The organism is Microbacterium xylanilyticum, assembly GCF_054654695.1.
Window position 1 is genome coordinate 1,621,237 of the sequence record NZ_BAAIEN010000002.1, and the last position, 19,463, is coordinate 1,640,699.

Consider the following 19,463-nt stretch of genomic DNA (forward strand, 5'->3'; position numbering starts at 1 on the left):
AGCGAGGCGCTACCGCAGCTCGCGGAAGAAGCGGATCGTCGCCGCCTCGGCGAGCGTCGCCTGGTTCGCCCGCATGTACTCCCGCGGGGGCTCCGTCGCCACGAGCTCCAGCAGGAACTCGACGCTGAGCGCCCAGTTCTTCGCCAGTTCCTCCAGTTCCACGGAGGAGGGCATCGAATCCGGGCAGTCCTGCATCCGCTCCGCCCAAAGGATCAGGTTCTCGTCGGAGGGCCGGGTCTGCTCCCATTCCTCCCGTGCCTGATCCAGCGGCAGGCTCGGGTCGATGATCCACGCCAGTTGTGACATCACGACCTCCTCCGCCTGCTTCCGGGCTGCTGTCAGCCGGGTGACCTTCTGCAAGAAAGTCTCCCCCTGCCGGTCGCTCCCCGCCAGGATTGACGCGAGGTTCGTCACCTGCGTCTGCATCTCCAGGCCCATCGCCTCGAAGAATGCCGCCGGGTCGCTCAGCTCCGCCACCCGGCTCGGGTCCGTCGCCTGCCAATGCGTCAGCGCCATCTGCCCGTACTTGTTCATCGCCTGCCCCAGCCTCCCGAGCTGCGGTGAGTGCGGCGTCGGCCGCGGGCTCGTCGAGCCCCCACAGATCGAACTCCAGTTGCCCCGGCCAGGGCTTCCGGGATCGCTGCCGCGCCATCCGCAGTCACCGCCCGCGGCCCTACTGCTCCGCCGCGAGGCGGGCGTAGAACTCGTCCTCGATGGCCTGCCTGCGTGCCACGTCCTCCTTGACGAACTGCGTGAAGTCGGCGTCCCGGTTGGGGATGACCGTCTCCGCGACCGGGGGCAGGTCGTCTTCGCCCGGCCACACGGCCTGCCGCGTCGGGCGATCCGTGTTGAGCTTCGTCCCGCACGCCGTCACCGCGTCCCGGAGCTGCGGCATGAAGGCCCAGAAGTCTCGCCACCAACCGAACGGTGCCGAGCCGTGCTGCTTCTTGTCGTAGGCATTCAGATAGTGCTGACGCAACGCCGACAGCGGCCACACCAGCTCCGGGTGCCGGTGCCAATACGGCGGCACGACATTCACGCTCAGCCCGAACTCGCGGCGCAGCCAGTTCACGAAGGCGTTCAGCTCCAACCACTCCACCTGCGCCTCGGCCGCGGTCAGGATGTTCCAGTTCACGGGGCGTGGCGGCTCGGGCGCATCCTCCGTCTCGGGGTCCGCCTCCTTGGCCGGCCTCGGCGAAGGCGTTACCGGCTCCGGCTCCGGTTCTTCGAGCGGGGGCACGTCGAAGTCGGGATCGTCCGGCGGGAACAGCGTCGTCTCGGTGGTCATGACGCGGCCTCACAGCGTCATCGGACGGGACGACGGCTGCTGGGAAAGGGTCGGGTCGGGCGCTTCGATGGGCGCGCCCTCGAGCTGCTGCGAGCGCGAGCGGCCACGGTCGACGGCGTAGCTCGTGCGGGCGGCGTCGGGGCCAATGTGCGTGGCGATGAACTCCTCGCCGCCGACCGTCTCCCCGTTCTTCTCGTAGCTGAACTTCTGGACATGGCCGCTGGCCACGAAGTTGTCGCCGCGCGCGAACTTCTCGTAAGCGTGCTCCGCGCTGCGCCGGAACATCTTGAACGGGTAGAACTTCGTCTCGCCCTGGGTGAACGAGCCGTCCGGGTTGCGCTCGAACTGCTCCTGACCGATCCAGGCGAACAGCCGCGCCTCACCGTCCTCGTTGAAGGACAACTGCGGGTCGCTGGCGAAGAAGCCCCACAGGGATTCTTTGGTTCGCATCGGGATGCTCCTAACTTCTCCTGCCGAGAGAGGATTGCTACCCGATAGGTGCGCAGGCTCGACCGTCCGCGCCCCCGGCTACTGTGATGACATGGCTGAGATCCGGGGCAAGTACGTCTACGACGACGACTTCACGCCAGGCCGCAAGATCGACGGAGGACTCAGCCAGAACCTCTACAACGACGAAGGTAGAGTCGAGACCCACGCGACCTTTATCCCCGACGACGAGCACGAGTACGAGTCGGACTCCGAGCCGCAGGGTTTGAGCGACGAGGATCGACGCCGGGCGGAGGAACTCGGCGCGTTGCTGGGAGCGGCACTGGTTGCGATTGCGATCGCGGCAGCTCCGCATGTGAAGCGATGGTGGCTGGACACGGCGTGGCCAGGACTCAAGAAGCTCGTTGCCCGAAAGCCGAAGGTCGTACCTGCCCGCGACGAGTCGGCGGCGCTCGCGCTTACCGCGCTGTCGAAGGCTGAACCCGCCGACATCTCGACCGCGATCGAACTCGCCATCGACGACACCCGCATCGGGAAGAGCAGCGAGGAGGCACAGCAGCGCCTGTTGGCGATGCTCGCGGCGTCAGCGTTCATCGCGGAGCAGCGGCGAATCCTCTCCAACGTGCGACTTGACGATCAAGCGGAGCTGCCCGAGCTGCACCGAGCCCTGGAGCAGCTTTCGTCGCCCGAAGTCATCGAGAACATGAACCGGATGTTGGAGGCGAACCCCACCCTCCTGGACGAGCGTGCCTCGGCCGAGTTCATGCGCATGTTCGGGGGTGGTGGCGTTCTCGACGGTGAGTATGTGCCGCTGCGCAGCCAGATGGTGAGGGACGCACTCCATCTCACGGAAGGCCGCAGGTTCCCCGACGAAGACGGGCAGGGCGACCTCGCTCCCGCCTGACCTGCTACTCCGCGGGGAGCGCGGGCGTACCGACTCCAGTGGTGCCCGGCTGCATGACCGATTCGACCTCGGCCCGCTGGGCGAGCAGCGTCTCGGCATCCGGCCGGTTAAGCCAGTAGCGCATCGTTGTGATGATCGGCGGCGCGGAGCGCAACAACACGAGTGAGGTGCCCTGGGGCAGGGTGCGAATGTCTTCGACCTTCATGATCGGGACGCGGCGGATCGAGCGTTGATTCGAGCGCAAGCCGCGCTCCCCGATGGTCACGGAGTCAGTCGTCTCGTCGCGTTCGCCGATCAGTGTGGAGATGTCCTGGAGGTGCCGTGTGTCCGTCCCACCGCCGAGCACGATCTTGGTGATGCTCGCATCCCACATCGCGGTCGCGGCGTCGTCGCCCCAACGACCTCGCGCCTGGGCGAGCGACTGGAACACGGGCATCACCGTGAGCCCGGTGCCCCCACCCTCCGCCATGAGGACCGGAAGCGAAGGCAGAGGCGCGAGGTTCCCGATCTCGTCGAGCGCGAGCAGCACAGGCGGATCGAGCCGCGCGCCCGGCGAGCGCGCGGCGATGCGCCGGGCCGTCTCTACGAGGTCTTCGATGAACGCCGCGACGAGCGACGAGGACGCTCCGGCTCCGGCCCCTGTCGCCAGCAGGTAAAGCGTGCCGGAGCCGCGCAGGAACGCCTCGGGGTCGAACTGCTCGTCCTCGCTCGGGCTGACCGCCTCCAGCACCCGTGGGTCGGCGAGCGAGGCGAGGGAGAGCGATACGCCCTGCCAAATGGAGTCGCGGGTGCGAGGGTCGGATTGCAGCATCCCGTCGAGCGACTCGGCCCATCCGGTCGCGGCGTGGGGGTGCGACGCGAGAATGGAGACGGCATCCGCCGCAGCTGCAGGGTCGAGCGTCCAGCGGAACAGCTCGGCGGGTTGCCGGTGATCGAGAGCCGCGGCGTGCAGAAGCGCCTGTAGCGCCGTGCGCGTCTTGCCCTCCCAGAATCCGCCGTTCTCGACGGACGGGCCGGAGAGCCCGGTTCCCGCGGCGAGACCTGTGCCGCGGATCATCGCGGTCAGGGGCACCTCGCACCCGCGGATCGGTGACCACCGCAGACCCGCGGGCACGCCCTCGGCAAGGTGCTGGGGATCGAACACGGAGACTGGGCCGCCGTGCGACTGGCGGGCGCGGAGCGTCGCCGTGAGGTTGTCCGGCCGGGTCGAGGTCGTGATGACCGCACCGGGCGCGTCGAGGATGGTGTTGATGACGATGTTCGCGCCCTTGCCGGATCTCGGCGGGCCGATCAGCAGGATCGAGTCCTCCACGGATGTCCACACGCGCTTGCCGCGTGAGGTGCCGAGGAGGTAGCCGACCTGCTCGGGTTTCGGGTCGGTGAGCGAGGGGCGCAAGGTCTTCGCTCGACGCAAGAGGTCGCGTTCGGATGCGGCCCGCTGCACATCGCGCCCCTCGGCGATTCCCTCGATCCGGTTCGGGTCGGCCTTGGTCCGCTTGCCCAGCTCGCGCACCCATCGCCAGATGAACCACGTCGCGGTTCCGATGGCAGCGAGCAGGAGTGTGACGGTGATCCAGTAGGCGACCGGGCTGAGTGACGCGGAGCCGAGTGCCGAGCCGGGGTCATCGGCGTGGAAGACCACGCCGACTCCCGCTTCGAGACCTGCCGCGGGCTGGGGCGCACCCGTGACGAACGCAGCGATGCTCCCGGCCAAGCGCAGCGCACCGGCCAGCAGCATCGCCCCGATGAGCGCGCCGAGGGCGAGGTTAGTCAGTTCGTCGCCGAATGCCCTGGCTCGCGGTGACGAACTGGTCATGCCGGGTGTCCGATGACGCAGGTGCCCGAGACGCGGCCGAGCAGGATGACCTCGTGCGTGGGGCTCAGATCGAGCAGACCCGGCTCGAGCTGAGCCCTTGCCGCTCCGTCGCCGCTTGCCTCGGCGTGCCGGACGATGACCGCTACGGCCACCTCCTCGCCCGGTACGAAACCCTCGCCATTCTGGAGTGCGCGTGGGTGCGAAGGCTCCGTCGCATCCCGGGCGGAGTCGCCATCCTCGACCGAGGCCCGCGGTCCTGCGGGCGGGGACTGGTCGGGGGACACGGGGTGGAGTGGAGCGGTCACGATGTCCGTGTAGACGGTGCCATCGAGTTCGTGCACGACGACGCGCACGGGGGAGTCGCGTTGCTCGACGACCTCGCTGATGATCTGCGCGAAGGAGTGCCGCTGCCACGGCGGGGCGAACGTCGGCGGACCGAACGGTTCCCCGTCGACCATGACGCGCAGCGTCGCGTCCGCCTGCACGGTCATCGTCACGACCGGCAGCACGGGCGGCATGCTGGCCGCGCACTCTTGCTCAGTGTTCTCTCGACGCGCTCGGCGTCGCCGCGTGATGATACTGGCCACGGGAACCTCCTGAGCACCGGTGCCGAGAATCCCGGTCGGACAGTAGGTGCGCCGTTGGATCCCGGCGCTCGGTGTGTACGCCATTGGAGCATGGGCACAGCGGCGGGGCGTTCCGCCGCTTCACCGTTCGGCCAGACATTCTCGATCGTGACTTCGATTGAGCAGCTTGACTCGGCCGCGCGCGTGAACAGACCGCCGCCGGCAAGGTTCATATCAAGTTTCGCCGTCAGCTCCATGCTCGCTTAATAGGTTCGACTCAACTCGCGAAGCCCGTTGATCCTGACCCGACGTGTGCGCACAGGATTGCCCGTAGCGCAGAGGTCGATCAGGGCCAACACATCGGGATCGTTGACTCGTGATGCCCCTCCTGCGGCTCAGGCCGCTCGAGGGCTCAGCCGGAGCATCGTGTTTCTCAGTCGCGGGGCACGGGCGGGCCGAGCCAGAGCAGGGTGATGAAGAGCGCCGTGACGAGGAGGACCAGCAGGACGATCGAAACAAGCACATGCCTCAGCACCCAGGCCTGGACGTGCTCGATGAACCCTTGCGGTGGCTCACCGCCGGGTGCGAGTCGCCAGTCGCCGGTCAGCAGTCCTTTGCGATCGACGACGATCTCGAACGGCACCGTGGCGAATGGCACGATCGCCAGGAGGAGCCCGGTGAGGCCGAGCCGGAAACGCCATCTCTGGTTCACCCACACGAAGATCGTGCTCGCGGAGTAGCACAGGAAGACGAATCCGTGGATGCCTCCGATGATCGGAACCAGGTTTGCGACATTGAGTGCCCGGAGAACGAGCGCGGTGATGAGCCCGGCCCAGGTGAACATCTCGGCGACGGCAAAGCTCCGGAAGAGCACGCGGGGGCTGACGGTTCTGGATTTCTCTGTCGTGGTCATGGTCGATGAGTCTCTTACTGTGCTGACGAGTTAACGAGGGGTGAAGCCGATGCGCGGCGCAGGCGTAGGGCCCCGATGAATCCGAGCGCGAGGAACACGGTCGCGATCAGGAGCGCCCAGCGGGTCGCATCAGCGAACCCGCCCGTGAGGGCGTCGACAGCCGTCGCGGTCTGGTCGCCGAGGCTGCTGCTGCTTCCCTGTTCACGGAGTTGCATGATTGTGGTGCCCGCCGATTGCCGGGTGGCGTCCGCAAGCGAGTCCGCCTCCGCACCGGTGAGCCCCGCGTTACCGAGAGCGGTGGGGAGAGTGAGCGCGAGGGAGATCGAGAGCGTCGCTCCGGCGAACGCGGTGCCAAGGGCGGAACCGATTTGCCGGACGGTGCTCTGCGTGGCCGATCCCTGGCCGGAGATATCGACGGGGATGTCTTGGAGGACGGTGCCGGTGAGCTGTGCGGAGGCGAGCCCGAGGCCGAGGCCGTAGACGGTGAGGGGGATCGCGATGAGCCAGCCGGGAGTCGCGGGCCCCAGGAGCAGGGCGAGCGCGAGGACGCCCGTGACTTCGAGGCCCAAGCCGATGAGCACAGTTCCAGTCGAGCCGAACTTCGCGGCGAGGTGTCGGGCTGCAGCACCGGAGAGGAACGCACCGACGGCCATCGCGGCGAGCACGAGCCCGGCGCCCATGACGTCAAGGTCGAGGGCGTTGATGAGGTAGAGCGGGAGGACGAAGATGATCGCGAACTCGCCGACGGCGACCATCGCGGCGGTGAGGTTCCCCCAGGAGAACGTGGAGAACGAGAACAGGCCGAGGTCGAGGAGCGCGGCGCGTTGCACTTTCTCGCGGTGTCGTTCCCAGATCACGAACAGGACGAGCGCGACCGCGGCGATCCCGAACGCGACGGGTACGGCCGAGACCGCCGCGTCCTTCGACCACACCCAGCCGAAGATCGTCAGGTCACTCTTCGGCGTCCACCAGCCGAGGTCGGGGCCTTCGATGACAGCGAACACGAGTGCCCCGAATCCGATGGCGCTGAGCAGCGCACCGTCGACGTCGACGCCGGGGCGCTTCTTCTCCCCGCGCGTCTCCGGCACGGTGAAAATCGCCGCGATGAACACGAGCGCGCCGAGCGGCAGGTTCACCAGGAAGATCCAGTGCCACGAAGCCCACTGGGTGAGCGCGCCGCCGGCGAGCGGCCCGACTGCGGCAGCACCGGAGATCACCGCACCCCACAACCCGAACGCCACGGCACGGTACTTGCCCCGGAACACGGCGTTCACGGTGGAGAGGGTGGAGGGCATGATGAACGCTGCCCCGACCGCCTGCACCGCACGCGCCCCGATCAGCACCCCCACGGTCGAAGCGGCGGCAGCAAGCAGACTGCCCGCGACGAACACGATGAGGCCGGCGAGGAAGAGCCGCTTGCGGCCCCACCTGTCCGCAAGATTCCCGGTGGAGAGCAGGAGGGCGGCGAGCAGGACAGCGTAGAGACTGTTCACCCACTGCGCGTCGGTGAGGTCGAGGTGCAGGTCGCCGATGATAGCGGGCAGCGCGACACCGACGATCGTGCCGTCGAGCACGATGAGGCCGAGCCCGATGGAGAGAACGGCGAGCCCGAACCATTCCCGCCGAGTCGGCGCGCTCACCTGAACGGTCGGTGCGGCGGTCATGGTCAGACCGCTGCGCGTTCCACGGGTGCGGGCGTGCGCCCAGTCACTGCGCGGCGGAGGGCGACGAAGAAGACGATCATGCCCGCCGTGATCGCGATATGCCCCAGGCCCGCGATCCCCGCGATCATCGCGTTCGAGTCCTCGCCGAGGACGGTGAGGCTTCCGTGCCAGATGAGCATGGCGGAGGTGAGGATCACGCCGGCGTTGTAGAGCCAGAAGAACCAGCCGAACAGCTTTGGACTACGCGAGATCGTGAAGACCTTCTCGATGACGAGCACGATCAGCAGCACGATGAACCCGAGCGTGAGCAGGTGCGTGTGGGCGAGGCCGAGTTGCGTGAACTGGCCCTCGGGGAAGTCATTGAGCTTGGTGAACTCGCGGTAGAACAGGCCGGAGGCGACACCGGCCAGCATGTAGATGAATGCCGCGTTGAAGAGCTTCTTCATGAGTGGGGAATCCTTTCGAGCAGGGGGTGAGATCTGCGGGGTTAGATGAGGCCGGTTTCCTGGGCGAGATGGATCGCGCGAGAGCGGCTGTCGACGCCGAGCTTGGTGAAGATGTGCGCGATGTGGCTCTTCACGGTCGCCTCGGTGACGAACAGGTTGCGGGCGATGTCCTTGTTCGCCGCTCCCGTCGACATGAGTCGCAGCACCTCGAGTTCCCGGTCGGTGAGGCGCGGCAGCGGGTTCCGCATGCCCTGGAGGACTCGGCCCGCGAGGTCGGGGGCGAGGAACATGTCGCCCCCGGCTGCACGGTGGATGCCCTCGACGATCACGTCGGGTGCGACATCTTTGAGGAGGTAGCCGGCGGCGCCGGCCTCGATCGCGCCGAGGATCTCGGCGTCGCGGTCGAAGGTCGTGAGGATCAGTACGGCCGGGGCCGGGTCGAGGGCGCGAAGGGCTGCGGTGGTCTGGATGCCGTCGATGCCGGCACCGAGGCGGAGGTCGCAGAGCACGACGTCGGGGTGGAGGTGGGCGGCGAGCGTGATGGCTTCTTCGCCGGTTGCGGCTTCGCCGATGACGTGCACGGTGTCGGTGTCGAGGACGGCGCGGAGTCCGCTGCGGACGACGGGGTGGTCGTCGATGAGCAGCACGGTGGTGGTCATGGCGTCTCCTCTGCGGCCGGTTCACTGCCGGAAGCCTGCGTCGTGATGGTGTGGTGGATCGGGAGGTGCGCCGAGATCGCGGTGCCCTCGCCCGGGGTGCTTTCGATGTCGAGGCCGCCGCCGAGTTCTCGGAGCCTGGCCCGCATGAACCTGAGCCCGTAGCTCGACGATCCGGTCCCAGGTTCCGCGGCCTGTTCCCAGGCGGTGACGTCGAACCCGGCGCCGTCGTCGATGAGGTCGAGCCGCACGGTGGAGCCCGAGTCGATCAGGCTCACTACGACCCGGCTCGCCCCCGCATGCAGGCGCACGTTCGCGAGCGCAGACTGCGCGGTGCGCAGCAGCGCGACCTCGACCTCGGTGGGAAGGGCGGGCAACCCTTCGTCAACGTGTAACTCGGTACGCAGGCCTGTTTCGTCCTGGGCACGGTCGAGCATGCGACTGAGCGCCGCGGCGAGGGCGTTGTCCTCGAGCTCGGCGGGCGCGAGCGCGGCGACGATGCGCCGCACGTCGGCGAGGCTGTCGCCCGCCAACGTCTCGACCTGTTCGAGGGTCCGTGCAGCGTCGATGTCGGTCGTGCGGCCGGCTCCGGCGTGGGCGAGAAGCCGGATCGAGGAGAGCGCCTGTGCGATTGTGTCGTGGATATCACGGGAGATGCGGGTGCGCTCGGCGATCGCACCCGATTCGCGTTGGACGAGAGCGAGCTCGTCCTGCAGATCGGCCGTCTCCTGCTGCGCTCTCGTGAGGGAGGCCACCAGGCGCTCGCGTTCAGCCGCATCTCGGAGGAGTTGGAGATAGCCGCGGGAGATCCCGAACGCGAAGATCCCGCCGATGAGCGGACCCAACACGTTCGCGTAGCTCGTGGTGCCGTGGTGGAGGATCGGAGCGACGATCACCACCGCGAGCACGAGCCCGGAGAACACCAACCCCCACGGGACTGGCAGCAGATGCCCGGCGAGGAGCCAGAGCAGGAACGCGATCCACACGAACTCCGCGGACACGGCGACCGCTGCGACCCAGATCACCGCGAACCCGACCAGCCACCACACGACGATCTGCCGTGAGCGGGTTCGGGACGGCAGGATCGCTCCGGCCGTGTGCCAGGCCAGGATCGCGAGGCCCGTGACGATCGCAGCCGGAATCGGGGTGCCGTCACCGATGGCGCGAATGGCACCGATCAGAGTGAGGGCGGCCGCGATGAGGTGCTGGCCGATCTCCATCGCCCGCACGGTGGGGCCGGCGGCTACCGGCCCCACTGGGTCATTGCGCGTCAGCGGCGCGTGCACGATGTTCATGCGTCGATTCTCCCCGGCCCGGTTTTCCGGGCCACCAGATGCGGTCGCCGACGAGGGTGAAGATCGCCGGCACGATCACCGTGCGCACCACCAGCGTGTCGACGATCACCCCCACGCCGACGATCAAGCCGAGTTGTCCGAGTGTGACCAGCGGCAGCACGCCGAGGGCGGCGAACACGGCTGCGAGGACGATGCCCGCGCTCGTGATCACGCTGCCGGTATGGGCGACCGCTTCGACCATGCCCTCCCGCGTCCCGCGGACCGCGGCTTCGGCGCGGGCGCGGTGCACGAGGAAGATCGTGTAGTCGATGCCGAGGGCGACGAGGAACAGGAACGCCAGCAGTGGCACCTGCAGATCGAGCGCGTGCTGGCCGAACAGCACGCGGCTCAGCCACGCACCGGCGCCGATCGCGGCGACCGCGCTGGCAAGGTTCACCAGGAGCAAAAGCACCGGGGCGACAATCGAGCGCAGCAGGATCAGGAGCACGAGGAAGCTCACCGCGAGCACGAGCGGTGCGACCAGCCGGAGATCCTGCTGGTTCCCGGCACGAGCGTCGAGATCGGTGGCGACTGCGCCGCCCACGACCGCATCCGCGCCCGGCACCTCGTGCACCGCGTCGCGCAGCTCCGTGATCTGGGTAAGACTGTCCGCGGTGCTTGGCGCATACTCGCTGGTCACCATGATCTTCGTGAGCGACTTGTCGTCTGTGGTGCCGACCGGGTGTGCGCGGACCACGCCCTCCACGTCGTTCGCCGCCGCGACGACCGCGTCGGCCTCCACGCTGTTCGCGACGATGAGGATCGGCTGCGCCTCACCCGGCGGGAAATGATCCGACAGGACTTCCAGCCCCGTCGCGGATTCGGACTGCACCCGGAACTTCTCGATCTGGTCGAGCCCGACCGATGTCCCGAACAGGCCGGTCGCCATCACCGCGAGCAGCGCGACCCCGGCGAGGAGACTCGCTACCGGGCGCTTCACGACACTCGTCGCGACCTTCCGCCATGCGCCGCCCTGTCTGCGAGCATCTCCCGGCTGGGGCACGAACGGCCAGAACACCTTCCGACCGCACACCGCCAGCAGCGGTGGCAGCAGGAACAGGACCGAGCCGAGCGCGATCAGCAGACCGATCGCGGATGAGATCCCGAGCCCGTGCGTGCCGGGGATCACCGCGAGCGCGAGCGTCAGCAAAGCGAGCACGACCGTGACGTTCGATGCGAGGATCGCAGGAAGGGTCTTCCGCCACGCCGTGCTGAGCGCCTGCCGGTGGTCCTCTGTCGACTGGAGCTCTTCCCGGTAGCGGGAGATCAGCAACAGCGCGTAGTTAGTGCCCGCGCCGAACACGAGCACGCTGATGATGCCCGCATCGAACTGCAGATCCCACGCCGCGCCTGCCGCGGCGGTCAGGCGGCCCGCGAGCCCGTCCGCGAGCCCGACCGCGACGAGCGGGATCAGCCACAGCACCGGCGACCGATAGGTGACGATGAGGAGGATCGCGACGATCAGGATCGTCACCAGCAGCAGCGTGAAGTCAGCGCCCTCGAACGCGGCCGCCACATCCGCGCCGAACGCCGGCCCGCCGGTCACCAACAGCGACATTCCCGTCGGCGTATGGCCTGCGATATCCGTGCGCAGTTCTTTGATCACCGCAGCCGTGTCCGTGTTCGTCTCACCGACCTTGATCGGCGTGATCAGGACCGCAGCCTTCCCATCGTCACTGACCATCGGCCCGGACGAGACCGCATCCGAACGGGCGTCGAGTACCGGGAGGAGATCCTTGAGCTCCTCGATCTCACCCTCGGAGAGCTTCGCGCCGTCATCGCGGGACGCGACGACGAGCACGGACTGACGGTCCGCGTTCGGGAACTCTGCCAGCAGCTCGCTCGTGCGCGAGGACTCCGCACCCACGGGCGCCTGATCGTTTCGTGCGGGGGCTTTCGCCGACCCGAACACACCGAACAAGGCGACCATGATCAACACGACCAGACCGAGCGATACCCACGCCCCGCCGCGCGAAGTCAGCCGGTCAGAGAAGGGTCTGCGCGCACGAGAAACTGCCATACCGTCAACTCCACCAGGCCCGGCTCGTCACGGCATCGCGAACAGTATTGAACTGCATCTCAACCTTTTGGATGATGACGACCCGATGAGTCAAGCCCGGGACGATGGGTCCGTCGCTGATCGCGCCCAACTTGATCTGCGCAATGCAGGAACCCAGGAACGCCGACGGGTTTCTACAACCCGCACCCTCATCTGGTTTCTAGTTGGATTTGAGCACTCAGGTTCCCTGGATTTCCGAACGGATTTGGGGGAACCCGTCACTTTCTCCTCTGGCCTTCTGACCTGTCTCGTACATCGCAAGTTCGGCAGGGTGCAGCTGGTGCTGGACGACGAACGAGCGGTTCTTGATCCTCCAGAGCCCCTGTCCGGTGCCGAGGCCGGGCAGCAATCCCTGTTCAGTTCCGGTGAGTCCGAGGGCCTGCGCAGTCGCTCCGAGCTGATCGCTCTCCTGCCTGTAGATCACCCGTGTCTCGGCGTTGGCGAGCAGGGACGAGGCGAGTGCGCGCATCGCCGAGCCCTGGTCGCCTACGTTGTCGAGGTCGCTGAGCTTGTGGAAAATGAGCAGGTTGGCGATGCCGTAGTGCCGCGCGAGCCGCCACTGTGCATCCATCCGGCGCAGCAGCGCCGGATGCGACATGAGCCGCCACGCCTCGTCGTAAACGACCCACCTCGGGCCGCCCGCCGGGTCGAGCAGCGCCGATTCCATCCACGCCGACGAACACGTCATGAGCACGGAGATGAGCGTCGAGTTCTCCGCCACCCGCGACAGGTCTAGCGACACCATCGGCAGCGACGGGTCGAAGCGCACGGTGCTCGGGCCGTCGAACAGTCCCGCCAAGTCACCGGCCACGAGTCTCCGCAGCGCGTGTCCGACGAGTCGGCCGTGCTCGGCGAGCCTGCCGTCGTCGTTCTCAGCGTTCGGAGCGAGGATGCGGTCGACCACCATCGGAAGGATCGGCACCTCGGCCGAGCGCACCGCATCGGCGAGCGCGATGTCGACGGCTGTGTGCTCCAGTGGGGTGAGGCCGCGGTCGAGGACGGTCTCGGCGAGTGCGCCGATCAGGTCGCGTCGTCGGGAGGTGACCTGGCTCTGCCACTCAGCATCGCTGAGGCCCGAAGGCCGGTGCCCCTCATCGAGGGGATTCAGCCGCGTAGACATCCCGTGCCCCAGCATGATCGCCCGACCGCCGACCGCCTCAGCGACGGCCGTGTGCTCGCCTTTCGGATCGCCGGGAACGTACACCCTCCGACCGAATGGGATTGACCGTGTATACAGACTCTTGGCGAGCGAGGACTTGCCGGAGCCGACAATCCCCGCGAGCACGATGTTCGGTGCAGTGATGATGCCCTGCGCGTAGAGCACCCACGGGTCGTAGACGAACGACGCCCCGCTGTAGAGATCCTGGCCGACGAACACGCCAGCGGAGCCGAGCCCGCCCTCGGCGAGGAACGGATACGCCCCTGCCAGCGTCGCGCTTGTGTCCTGGTGGCGCGGCAGCCGGAAACGGCCGGGCGTGCGGAGTGCTGCGGGCCGCGTCTCGCCGGACGGTGGCAGGTAGGTCGTCGCCCGCCTTGCCTCGCGTTCCGCCTCCCATGTCGCCCGCGCCCGCTCCTGCTGAGCCTTGCGGTCGGCGGTCTCGATCTTGCTCGCCGCTCGCCGTCGCGCCTTCCGCGCGGCGCGGCGCTCGCCTGCCGGGTCGAGCAGGACCGTGGTGTGCAGGCGCTCGCGGTCGCCGGGGCTCATAGTGATAGTCCTCGCCGGGAGCTGACCGGGAGTGCCTCGAACGGGTCGCGGGAGAACGGGTCCAACTCAGGTCGATTGGCGACAGGTGCCGGGTGCCACGCGATGTAGCTCGAATGCTGCGACGCCTGATCGACGGCGGTCTCGGCTGACTGGACGAGTTCTGCGGCCCTGCGCAGTGCGTTGGCGGCGGCCCAAGCCTCGTCAACCCCGGCCTCGTGGTCGCCGTTGTCGAGGAACGCCTTGTCTTGGTGCAGGACGTGCGCCGCCGCGACCTGCTCCAGCACTTGCTCCAGGGAGCGCAGCGTCCCTAATAGCTCGCCGACCACCTGATAGGTGTCCTCGGGGTCGGCGAAGGCCCGGCTCGCATGAGCGAGCGCCCGCACCGCCTGGCGGGTCTCCGTGGCGTCCTGCACGGGGTTGCTGAAGGTTGGCATGGCTACTCCTTCCGGGGTCGAGGGCTGGGTGCGTCACACGTCCCGACAGAGCGGGATCGCGGCGACGGCGAACGCGGTGGCCTGCTGGCCGACGAGTCTGCGCGTTTCGCAGGACGCCTGGACCGCGGCTTGCTCGATGGCGGCGACGGCGGCATCCAGCTCATCGACCGTGGGCGCGGAGACGGAGATGAGGCCGGTGTAGCGGAGCACGCCGTGCCCAGCGGTGAGGTCGGACTCCTGCTGCAGCACGTCCTGGTACTCAGCCGTGCGCGAGGCGTCCTCGACCTGCCCGATCTTCGCGCGTTGGGTTGCGTCGGAGAGCAGGCCGACCTTTTTCTTCCGCAGGTCGCGGGCCGCGATGTCAGCGCGAACTGGCGTGCAGATGAGCGAGAACGCCCGCTGCACGCCGGAGGTGAGCAGCAACGGGGCGAGGAATCCGGGGAACACCTGCGAACGCGGCCACTCGGAGAGCCAAAGCACGGTGTGGTGCGCGGAGTCGGTGCGCACGCGATCCCAGCTCTCGGTCACCGCGACCGGCCCCGCGGTGGCGAGGGAACGCCCGATGTCGGCGTGCCGCTCCAGCGCGGGCGCGGCAGCCGGGTCGTAGGCGGAACGCAGGATGACAGCGACCTCGCCGGGCGCGAGCCAGCCGGTCGTGGCGAGGTCCGCAGCTCGCAGCGCCGTGACGAGCGTGGTCATCTCCTGACGCAGCACGGCGGCAGCTCCACGGATGCCGCCGCCCGCTGAGCGGATCTGTCGTCCCGAGGCGTTCATATCGAGCGCAATCGAGATGGTCGTCGCATGGCGCTCGCCGGTCGGCCCAGCACGCTCGATCAGCTCCCGGTAGGTGGTCGCAGGCCAGGATTCATCGTCGGTGCCGTGCCTGGCCCACCATTCGGCGAGCCCCGTGCCTGAGTCCGGCAGCGTCCGCTCGCAGACCTGGAGCCGGGCGATCCGGCCCGAGCGGCACGCGGTAGCGAGCACCCGACCCCAGCCGTTGATCCGCCGCTCCTGCTCGCCCGGATCGAGCAGCACGAACGCCGGGTGCGTCACCCCCAGCACCGAGGTCAGGGTCTGAGCGTGGGGGTCATGCACCATCGCCGCGCCCGTCTCGGGATCGACCCATTCGCGCAGCGCGGTCGCATCGCCGGGGAGCGCGAGCGTGCCGACCGGACGCGGCTTGATGACGCGGCGGCGGAAGATCAATTGCCCTGCGGTGCTCCGCCACATCCAGCGCGACACGATGGGCAGCCAGTCCACGAGCTTGCGCCCGCCCACGGGGACCACCGCGAGCAGCAGACAGCTGAGCCAGATCGGGGAAGTCCAGACCAGCCCCATGCCACCGCCCGTGTAGATCGTGGCGACGACGGTGACCACGCCGATGCCCAACACGATCAACTGCGAGATCGACAGTCCGAGCAGGATGCCACGGTGCGCGAGTCGGGAGAACTGCACGGGGGAGAGCTGCTGCTCGGGAGCCGGGGGGTGCTGGGTGGCCATGTTCTACCCCTTCCTCGGCGCTACGGGTATCGGCGGTGTGGATGTCTCTGCGTGCCCGGCTGCTGCGCCGCCGACCGCGGCACCGACTTTCGGCCCAGTCGTCGCCGCGGCTTTGACGACCTGCGCCCCGACGACGGCTGCGGCCGCGGGGCCGGCCGCTGCTGCGCCGGCACCTGCCGCGCCTCCCGAGGCCGCCGCCCCGCCACCTGCGCCCGCAGCGCCGCCTGCGCCCGCAGCGCCGCCTGCTGCGCCACTTGCAGCGGGAGCTGTGCTCGGCGCGGGAGGAGTCCCGCCTCTCGCGCCGCTTTGCCCTCCGAGGACGGACTTTGCCGCGTTCGGCTGAGCCTTGACCGGTAGCGGGACGGGTCGGTTGAGCGCCGACTTCGCTTCCTGCTCGCTCGACATCGCGTGGTACATGTCGAAGCCCACGAACGAGATGAACTTGTACGTCAGGTAGGGCGCGAACGCGGCGATGAACATCAGCACGACGCCCGAGATCGGGTCACTGATCGAGGCGAGGTCGAGGTCGATGGGCGCGCTGATCTGCCCAATGGCGACGAGGAACACGACGACGATGACGAGCTTCGAGAAGATGAGCGCCACGACAAACGCCGCCCAGCGTCCGAACCAACCCTTTGCAGCATCCCAGGTGAACCCGGCGAGTGCGATGGGCGCGAAGACAATGGCGACCAGTAGCAGCGCCTTACGGATGAGCAGCGTGAACCACACGATGCCCGCACCCGCGATGCCGAGCCCGGCAAGGAAGATCGTGATGATCGCACCGACGCCGGGCGAGGCGATGTTGATCGTCGTCAGCCCAGCGGCGAGCAGGGCCATGCGGTCGCCGATGCCTTCCATCGTGTTGCCAGTCGCCTGCACGATGCCGATGGTGAGTTGATCGGTGACCTCCAACAGGGTCGCGGTGAGGGTGATGGCGACGAACGATCCGAGCACCGACTTGGCGAGTCCCACGCCCGCGCGCGACAGTGCCATCGGATCTCGATGCACGAGCCCGGTGATGAGTTGGAGGCAGAAGAAGACGAGCATGACGAAGATCGCCACCCCGAACAGCACGTTGTAGACCGAGACGTATTGGCTTCCAGTGACGTCGACGAGCGTTGTCGAGTCGAACACCGCCCACACGCTTTCGAACAGCCAGGCGGCGGCCTGCCCCATTGCCTGCGCGAGCCAGTCGAACGGCGCGGAGATGAGCGACGCAGTTCCCTCACCCACGGCATCGCACACCGAGGCGATGACGGGCACATCACAGATACTCATCGGCTCAGCCATCTCAACTCGGTCGTGGAGTCAGACCGACTGGCCGACGTTCCAAAAGAAGTTCACGAGCGTCACCGACGCACCGCAGATGATCGCCGCGCCGCACGAGACGAGTACGCCGACCTTGCCCCGGCTGGCGAGGTGCGGATTCGAGCTGTTCGCCCCGTAGCCCCAGACCACGGCCGAGATGATGAGGGCGAGGACAGCGAGGATGAGCCCCACCGTCATGGCCGCGCCGACGATGACGCGGAGCTGTTCGATGCCGGGCAACCCGTCGGTATTGGGGTCGATGTCGATCACTGTGTGCTCCTTGGAATGGACGGGCGGGTCTCGTCCATCAGGTGCGCACGGCGTCCCGAGGAACGTCGGAGGTCAGGGTTACCGTCGTGGCTATGCGAGGAGTTCGTTGCCCGACAAAGCGCCCTCCGATTGAGACTCGGCTGGAGGCTGCGACCGTCGCGGCGCGCGTAGCGAAGGGCGCAGAAGCCGTGCAGTGCCACTACTGCGGCTGGTGGCACGTCGTCGGCCACGGCTCGCCGCTGGAGCGGCCCTCGAAGCCGCGCAAGCTTCGCTGAAGAGTGCTGGTTGCCGTGCGGCGAGCCCTACGCCAGCTCGGATGCTCCCGCCTTGGCGCGATGCGTCGTCAGATCAGCGTCGGTGCTTTTGGCAAGGGCTCAATGGAGCGCAGGGTGTAGACCTGGCGTCGGCGTGCGTTCGCGCCCTTGCCTACGATCGTGACGACATCGAACACTGCGCGAACGCGCGCGTTCGCAGCATCATGCTGCACGACCTGCTCCATCAGCTCTGGGCTAGGAACCGCGGCTTCGATCGCTGCTGCGCCGTCGGGGGTGAACCACAAAGCGCCAACTGATCGGCGTTGCCCGTCGATGACTCCATCGAGGCGCACGACATCGCTGCTCTCCTGGCGCTCGTCGAGGACTCGGAGCAGTGCCTTGGCACCTAATGGGCTGACATGCAGCGGTTGGAATCCATGCTGAGATCGCAACTCACCTGCGATATCCCAATTCTGTTCGTCGATTGCCCGTGCAACTCGTTTCAGTCCGGCGTGCGCCTTCTGAGGCAGGTCGGCAGCCAGCCCGGACAGAACGTCGTCGGTGAGGCTTGCCCCTTCGTGTTGAGCGCGCGAAAGCAGCACCGCTACGGTGTCCAGGGACGTCGAGTCGACCGAGGGCGTGCGAGTGTTCTGCGCGGTCTTTCCTGGTGCTTCCTCGGGTGGCGCGGCCTTCAGGACTACACGCACGGAGCCAGGACTCGGCGCGAGGACTCGCAGCGTTGACGCGCGCCGTTGGCGTCCAAGTAGGTGCTTCGCGACTTCCTTCGTCGCATCGGCCAGACCACGCACGAGGGAAGCGAAGGACTCCGCGTTTGCCTCATGATTGTGCACTGTCTCGCCGTCGAGATGCAGGTCAAGCTCGGACTGCGCACGGTTCGTAAGCTCGAAGAGAACCGGGCGCAGTGCATCGTTCTCGGATGCTAGTGCTTCGAGGGATTGACGCTGCAGGCGGCTGGCGAAGTCCTCGCCTTCGGCGGCGTGCCAGGCGTCGCGGAACTGATCGAGTGCCTGGTTCGAAAGCGTCATGACCTCACCTCCACGAAGCCCTTTTGTGTGCCGTTTAACTTCGTCCGGTTCTCGCCGAGCACCGTGGACCAATGCTCCCGCCAGTAAAGAGTCCTGTCCACGTCTCCACGCAGGCACAGGAACGCGTCGACGAGCCCCGACATGGGCTGCTGACGCGGCGGGCCAGGTTTGGTGAACATCTGGTCCAGGTGCTGCTGCTCGTCGTCAGGAAGGTTGTTGAGTTCGTCCGGCCTGAGCATGACCGTAACATCGACGTCCGACGGAGCCGCCCAGGGCTTGTGAGTGATGAATCCGCCGTCGACCCAGAAGCGAGCGCCGGGCACGATCCCGCTCACGATCCCATGCCAGAGCTGGAATGCGTCGAAGACGACGCGACGCCGATCAATGAATGGTGCGGCGGCGACAAAGCGTTCGTCGATCTCTTCGAGCGTCGCCGTGTGCAACCCCTGTGGGAGGTACCAGGTCCCGTCTTCGAAGGGCGGGATCACGCGTTGCTCCCCATGCGCGCGATTATATCCAGCGCACGAACGTGATCGGGCTGCGGCTCGTGGCGCGGCGAGCGCACGAGTGGTGACAGCACGACGCCTCAGATGCTCGCGCCGAGTCCGAGCAGGAAGTTGACCCAGGTGACGCCGAGGCCGGCCAGGGCGGCAGTTCCGACGGAGACGAGGAATCCGGTGCGCGCGCGGACAGCCGAAGTGATGTTGCCGTTCGCCGACGAGATCGCCCACACTGCGGCGCAGATGACGAGCATGAGCCCGGCGAGGATGAGCACGATGGTCAGCAGCGCGCCAACGATGGCCCGCAGTTCTGCCTGACCGCCGACGGCTCCGAAGTCGGGGAATATGTCCAT

20 protein-coding genes are annotated in these 19,463 nt (G+C 67.7%); 1 reads left to right on the top strand and 19 read right to left on the bottom strand.

Translation table 11 applies throughout. The annotated features are described in order from the left end of the window. Window positions 1–9 precede the first annotated feature (9 nt). The 3 genes from ACYQ1L_RS08195 to ACYQ1L_RS08205 all read right to left on the bottom strand — a co-directional run bounded on the left by ACYQ1L_RS08195 (window position 10) and on the right by ACYQ1L_RS08205 (window position 1,738). Window positions 10–534, bottom strand: a complete 525-nt coding sequence (locus ACYQ1L_RS08195) for a hypothetical protein (RefSeq protein WP_460003708.1) — start codon at window positions 532–534, stop codon at window positions 10–12. Window positions 535–673: 139 nt separating this feature from the next. Beyond that, complete coding sequence (locus ACYQ1L_RS08200; RefSeq protein WP_460003709.1) at window positions 674–1,288, bottom strand: hypothetical protein; 615 nt, start codon at window positions 1,286–1,288, stop codon at window positions 674–676. Window positions 1,289–1,297: 9 nt separating this feature from the next. Continuing rightward, window positions 1,298–1,738, bottom strand: coding sequence for a single-stranded DNA-binding protein (locus ACYQ1L_RS08205; protein WP_460003710.1), 441 nt, complete (start codon window positions 1,736–1,738; stop codon window positions 1,298–1,300). A 91-nt stretch (window positions 1,739–1,829) separates the two neighbouring features. Here ACYQ1L_RS08205 and ACYQ1L_RS08210 point away from each other — a divergent pair, with 91 nt between their 5' ends. Continuing rightward, window positions 1,830–2,639 carry a hypothetical protein gene (locus tag ACYQ1L_RS08210; RefSeq protein WP_460003711.1) on the top strand — a complete coding sequence of 270 codons (810 nt, stop codon included), beginning with the start codon at window positions 1,830–1,832 and terminating at the stop codon, window positions 2,637–2,639. A gap of 4 nt (window positions 2,640–2,643) precedes the next feature. Here the strand turns inward: ACYQ1L_RS08210 and ACYQ1L_RS08215 are convergent, their stop codons facing one another. The 16 genes from ACYQ1L_RS08215 to ACYQ1L_RS08290 form a co-directional block, all read right to left on the bottom strand. Beyond that, the gene (locus ACYQ1L_RS08215; RefSeq protein WP_460003712.1) at window positions 2,644–4,455 is read right to left on the bottom strand and encodes a type IV secretory system conjugative DNA transfer family protein; all 1,812 of its coding nucleotides are present in this window, start codon (window positions 4,453–4,455) and stop codon (window positions 2,644–2,646) included. Next, window positions 4,452–4,973: a hypothetical protein gene (locus ACYQ1L_RS08220; RefSeq protein ID WP_460003713.1), complete on the bottom strand. Its 522-nt coding sequence runs from the start codon at window positions 4,971–4,973 to the stop codon at window positions 4,452–4,454. Before ACYQ1L_RS08220 ends, ACYQ1L_RS08215 begins: the two co-directional genes overlap by 4 nt. 481 nt (window positions 4,974–5,454) lie before the next feature. Next, entirely contained in the window at window positions 5,455–5,934 is a 480-nt protein-coding gene (locus ACYQ1L_RS08225) for a DUF3817 domain-containing protein (RefSeq protein ID WP_460003714.1), read from the bottom strand. 14 nt (window positions 5,935–5,948) lie between these two features. Beyond that, window positions 5,949–7,598 (bottom strand): DHA2 family efflux MFS transporter permease subunit, encoded by a 1,650-nt coding sequence (locus ACYQ1L_RS08230; RefSeq protein ID WP_460003715.1) that lies wholly within the window; start codon window positions 7,596–7,598, stop codon window positions 5,949–5,951. Window positions 7,599–7,600: 2 nt separating this feature from the next. Further along, window positions 7,601–8,044, bottom strand: a complete 444-nt coding sequence (locus ACYQ1L_RS08235; RefSeq protein ID WP_460003716.1) for a DUF2871 domain-containing protein — start codon at window positions 8,042–8,044, stop codon at window positions 7,601–7,603. A 41-nt stretch (window positions 8,045–8,085) separates the two neighbouring features. Next, window positions 8,086–8,703 carry a response regulator gene (locus ACYQ1L_RS08240; RefSeq protein WP_460003717.1) on the bottom strand — a complete coding sequence of 206 codons (618 nt, stop codon included), beginning with the start codon at window positions 8,701–8,703 and terminating at the stop codon, window positions 8,086–8,088. Continuing rightward, window positions 8,700–9,995, bottom strand: a complete 1,296-nt coding sequence (locus tag ACYQ1L_RS08245; RefSeq protein ID WP_460003718.1) for a sensor histidine kinase — start codon at window positions 9,993–9,995, stop codon at window positions 8,700–8,702. Before ACYQ1L_RS08245 ends, ACYQ1L_RS08240 begins: the two co-directional genes overlap by 4 nt. After that, window positions 9,961–12,054 (bottom strand): MMPL family transporter, encoded by a 2,094-nt coding sequence (locus ACYQ1L_RS08250; protein WP_460003719.1) that lies wholly within the window; start codon window positions 12,052–12,054, stop codon window positions 9,961–9,963. The genes ACYQ1L_RS08245 and ACYQ1L_RS08250 overlap by 35 nt, the downstream gene beginning before the upstream one ends. 217 nt (window positions 12,055–12,271) lie before the next feature. Beyond that, window positions 12,272–13,798 carry an ATP-binding protein gene (locus ACYQ1L_RS08255; RefSeq protein WP_460003720.1) on the bottom strand — a complete coding sequence of 509 codons (1,527 nt, stop codon included), beginning with the start codon at window positions 13,796–13,798 and terminating at the stop codon, window positions 12,272–12,274. Next, window positions 13,795–14,232, bottom strand: a complete 438-nt coding sequence (locus ACYQ1L_RS08260) for a hypothetical protein (protein WP_125131951.1) — start codon at window positions 14,230–14,232, stop codon at window positions 13,795–13,797. Before ACYQ1L_RS08260 ends, ACYQ1L_RS08255 begins: the two co-directional genes overlap by 4 nt. 33 nt (window positions 14,233–14,265) lie before the next feature. Continuing rightward, entirely contained in the window at window positions 14,266–15,732 is a 1,467-nt protein-coding gene (locus tag ACYQ1L_RS08265) for an SCO6880 family protein (protein ID WP_460003721.1), read from the bottom strand. Window positions 15,733–15,735: 3 nt separating this feature from the next. After that, window positions 15,736–17,010: a conjugal transfer protein TrbL gene (locus tag ACYQ1L_RS08270; RefSeq protein ID WP_460003722.1), complete on the bottom strand. Its 1,275-nt coding sequence runs from the start codon at window positions 17,008–17,010 to the stop codon at window positions 15,736–15,738. A gap of 30 nt (window positions 17,011–17,040) precedes the next feature. Next, window positions 17,041–17,310: a DUF6112 family protein gene (locus tag ACYQ1L_RS08275; RefSeq protein ID WP_045246597.1), complete on the bottom strand. Its 270-nt coding sequence runs from the start codon at window positions 17,308–17,310 to the stop codon at window positions 17,041–17,043. Between the two features lie 343 nt (window positions 17,311–17,653). Continuing rightward, entirely contained in the window at window positions 17,654–18,610 is a 957-nt protein-coding gene (locus tag ACYQ1L_RS08280) for a hypothetical protein (RefSeq protein WP_460003723.1), read from the bottom strand. Beyond that, window positions 18,607–19,098, bottom strand: coding sequence for a DUF6932 family protein (locus ACYQ1L_RS08285; RefSeq protein ID WP_228162895.1), 492 nt, complete (start codon window positions 19,096–19,098; stop codon window positions 18,607–18,609). Before ACYQ1L_RS08285 ends, ACYQ1L_RS08280 begins: the two co-directional genes overlap by 4 nt. A gap of 98 nt (window positions 19,099–19,196) precedes the next feature. Further along, a complete protein-coding gene (locus tag ACYQ1L_RS08290; protein ID WP_460003724.1) occupies window positions 19,197–19,463 on the bottom strand; it encodes a DUF6112 family protein in 267 nt (88 codons plus the stop codon).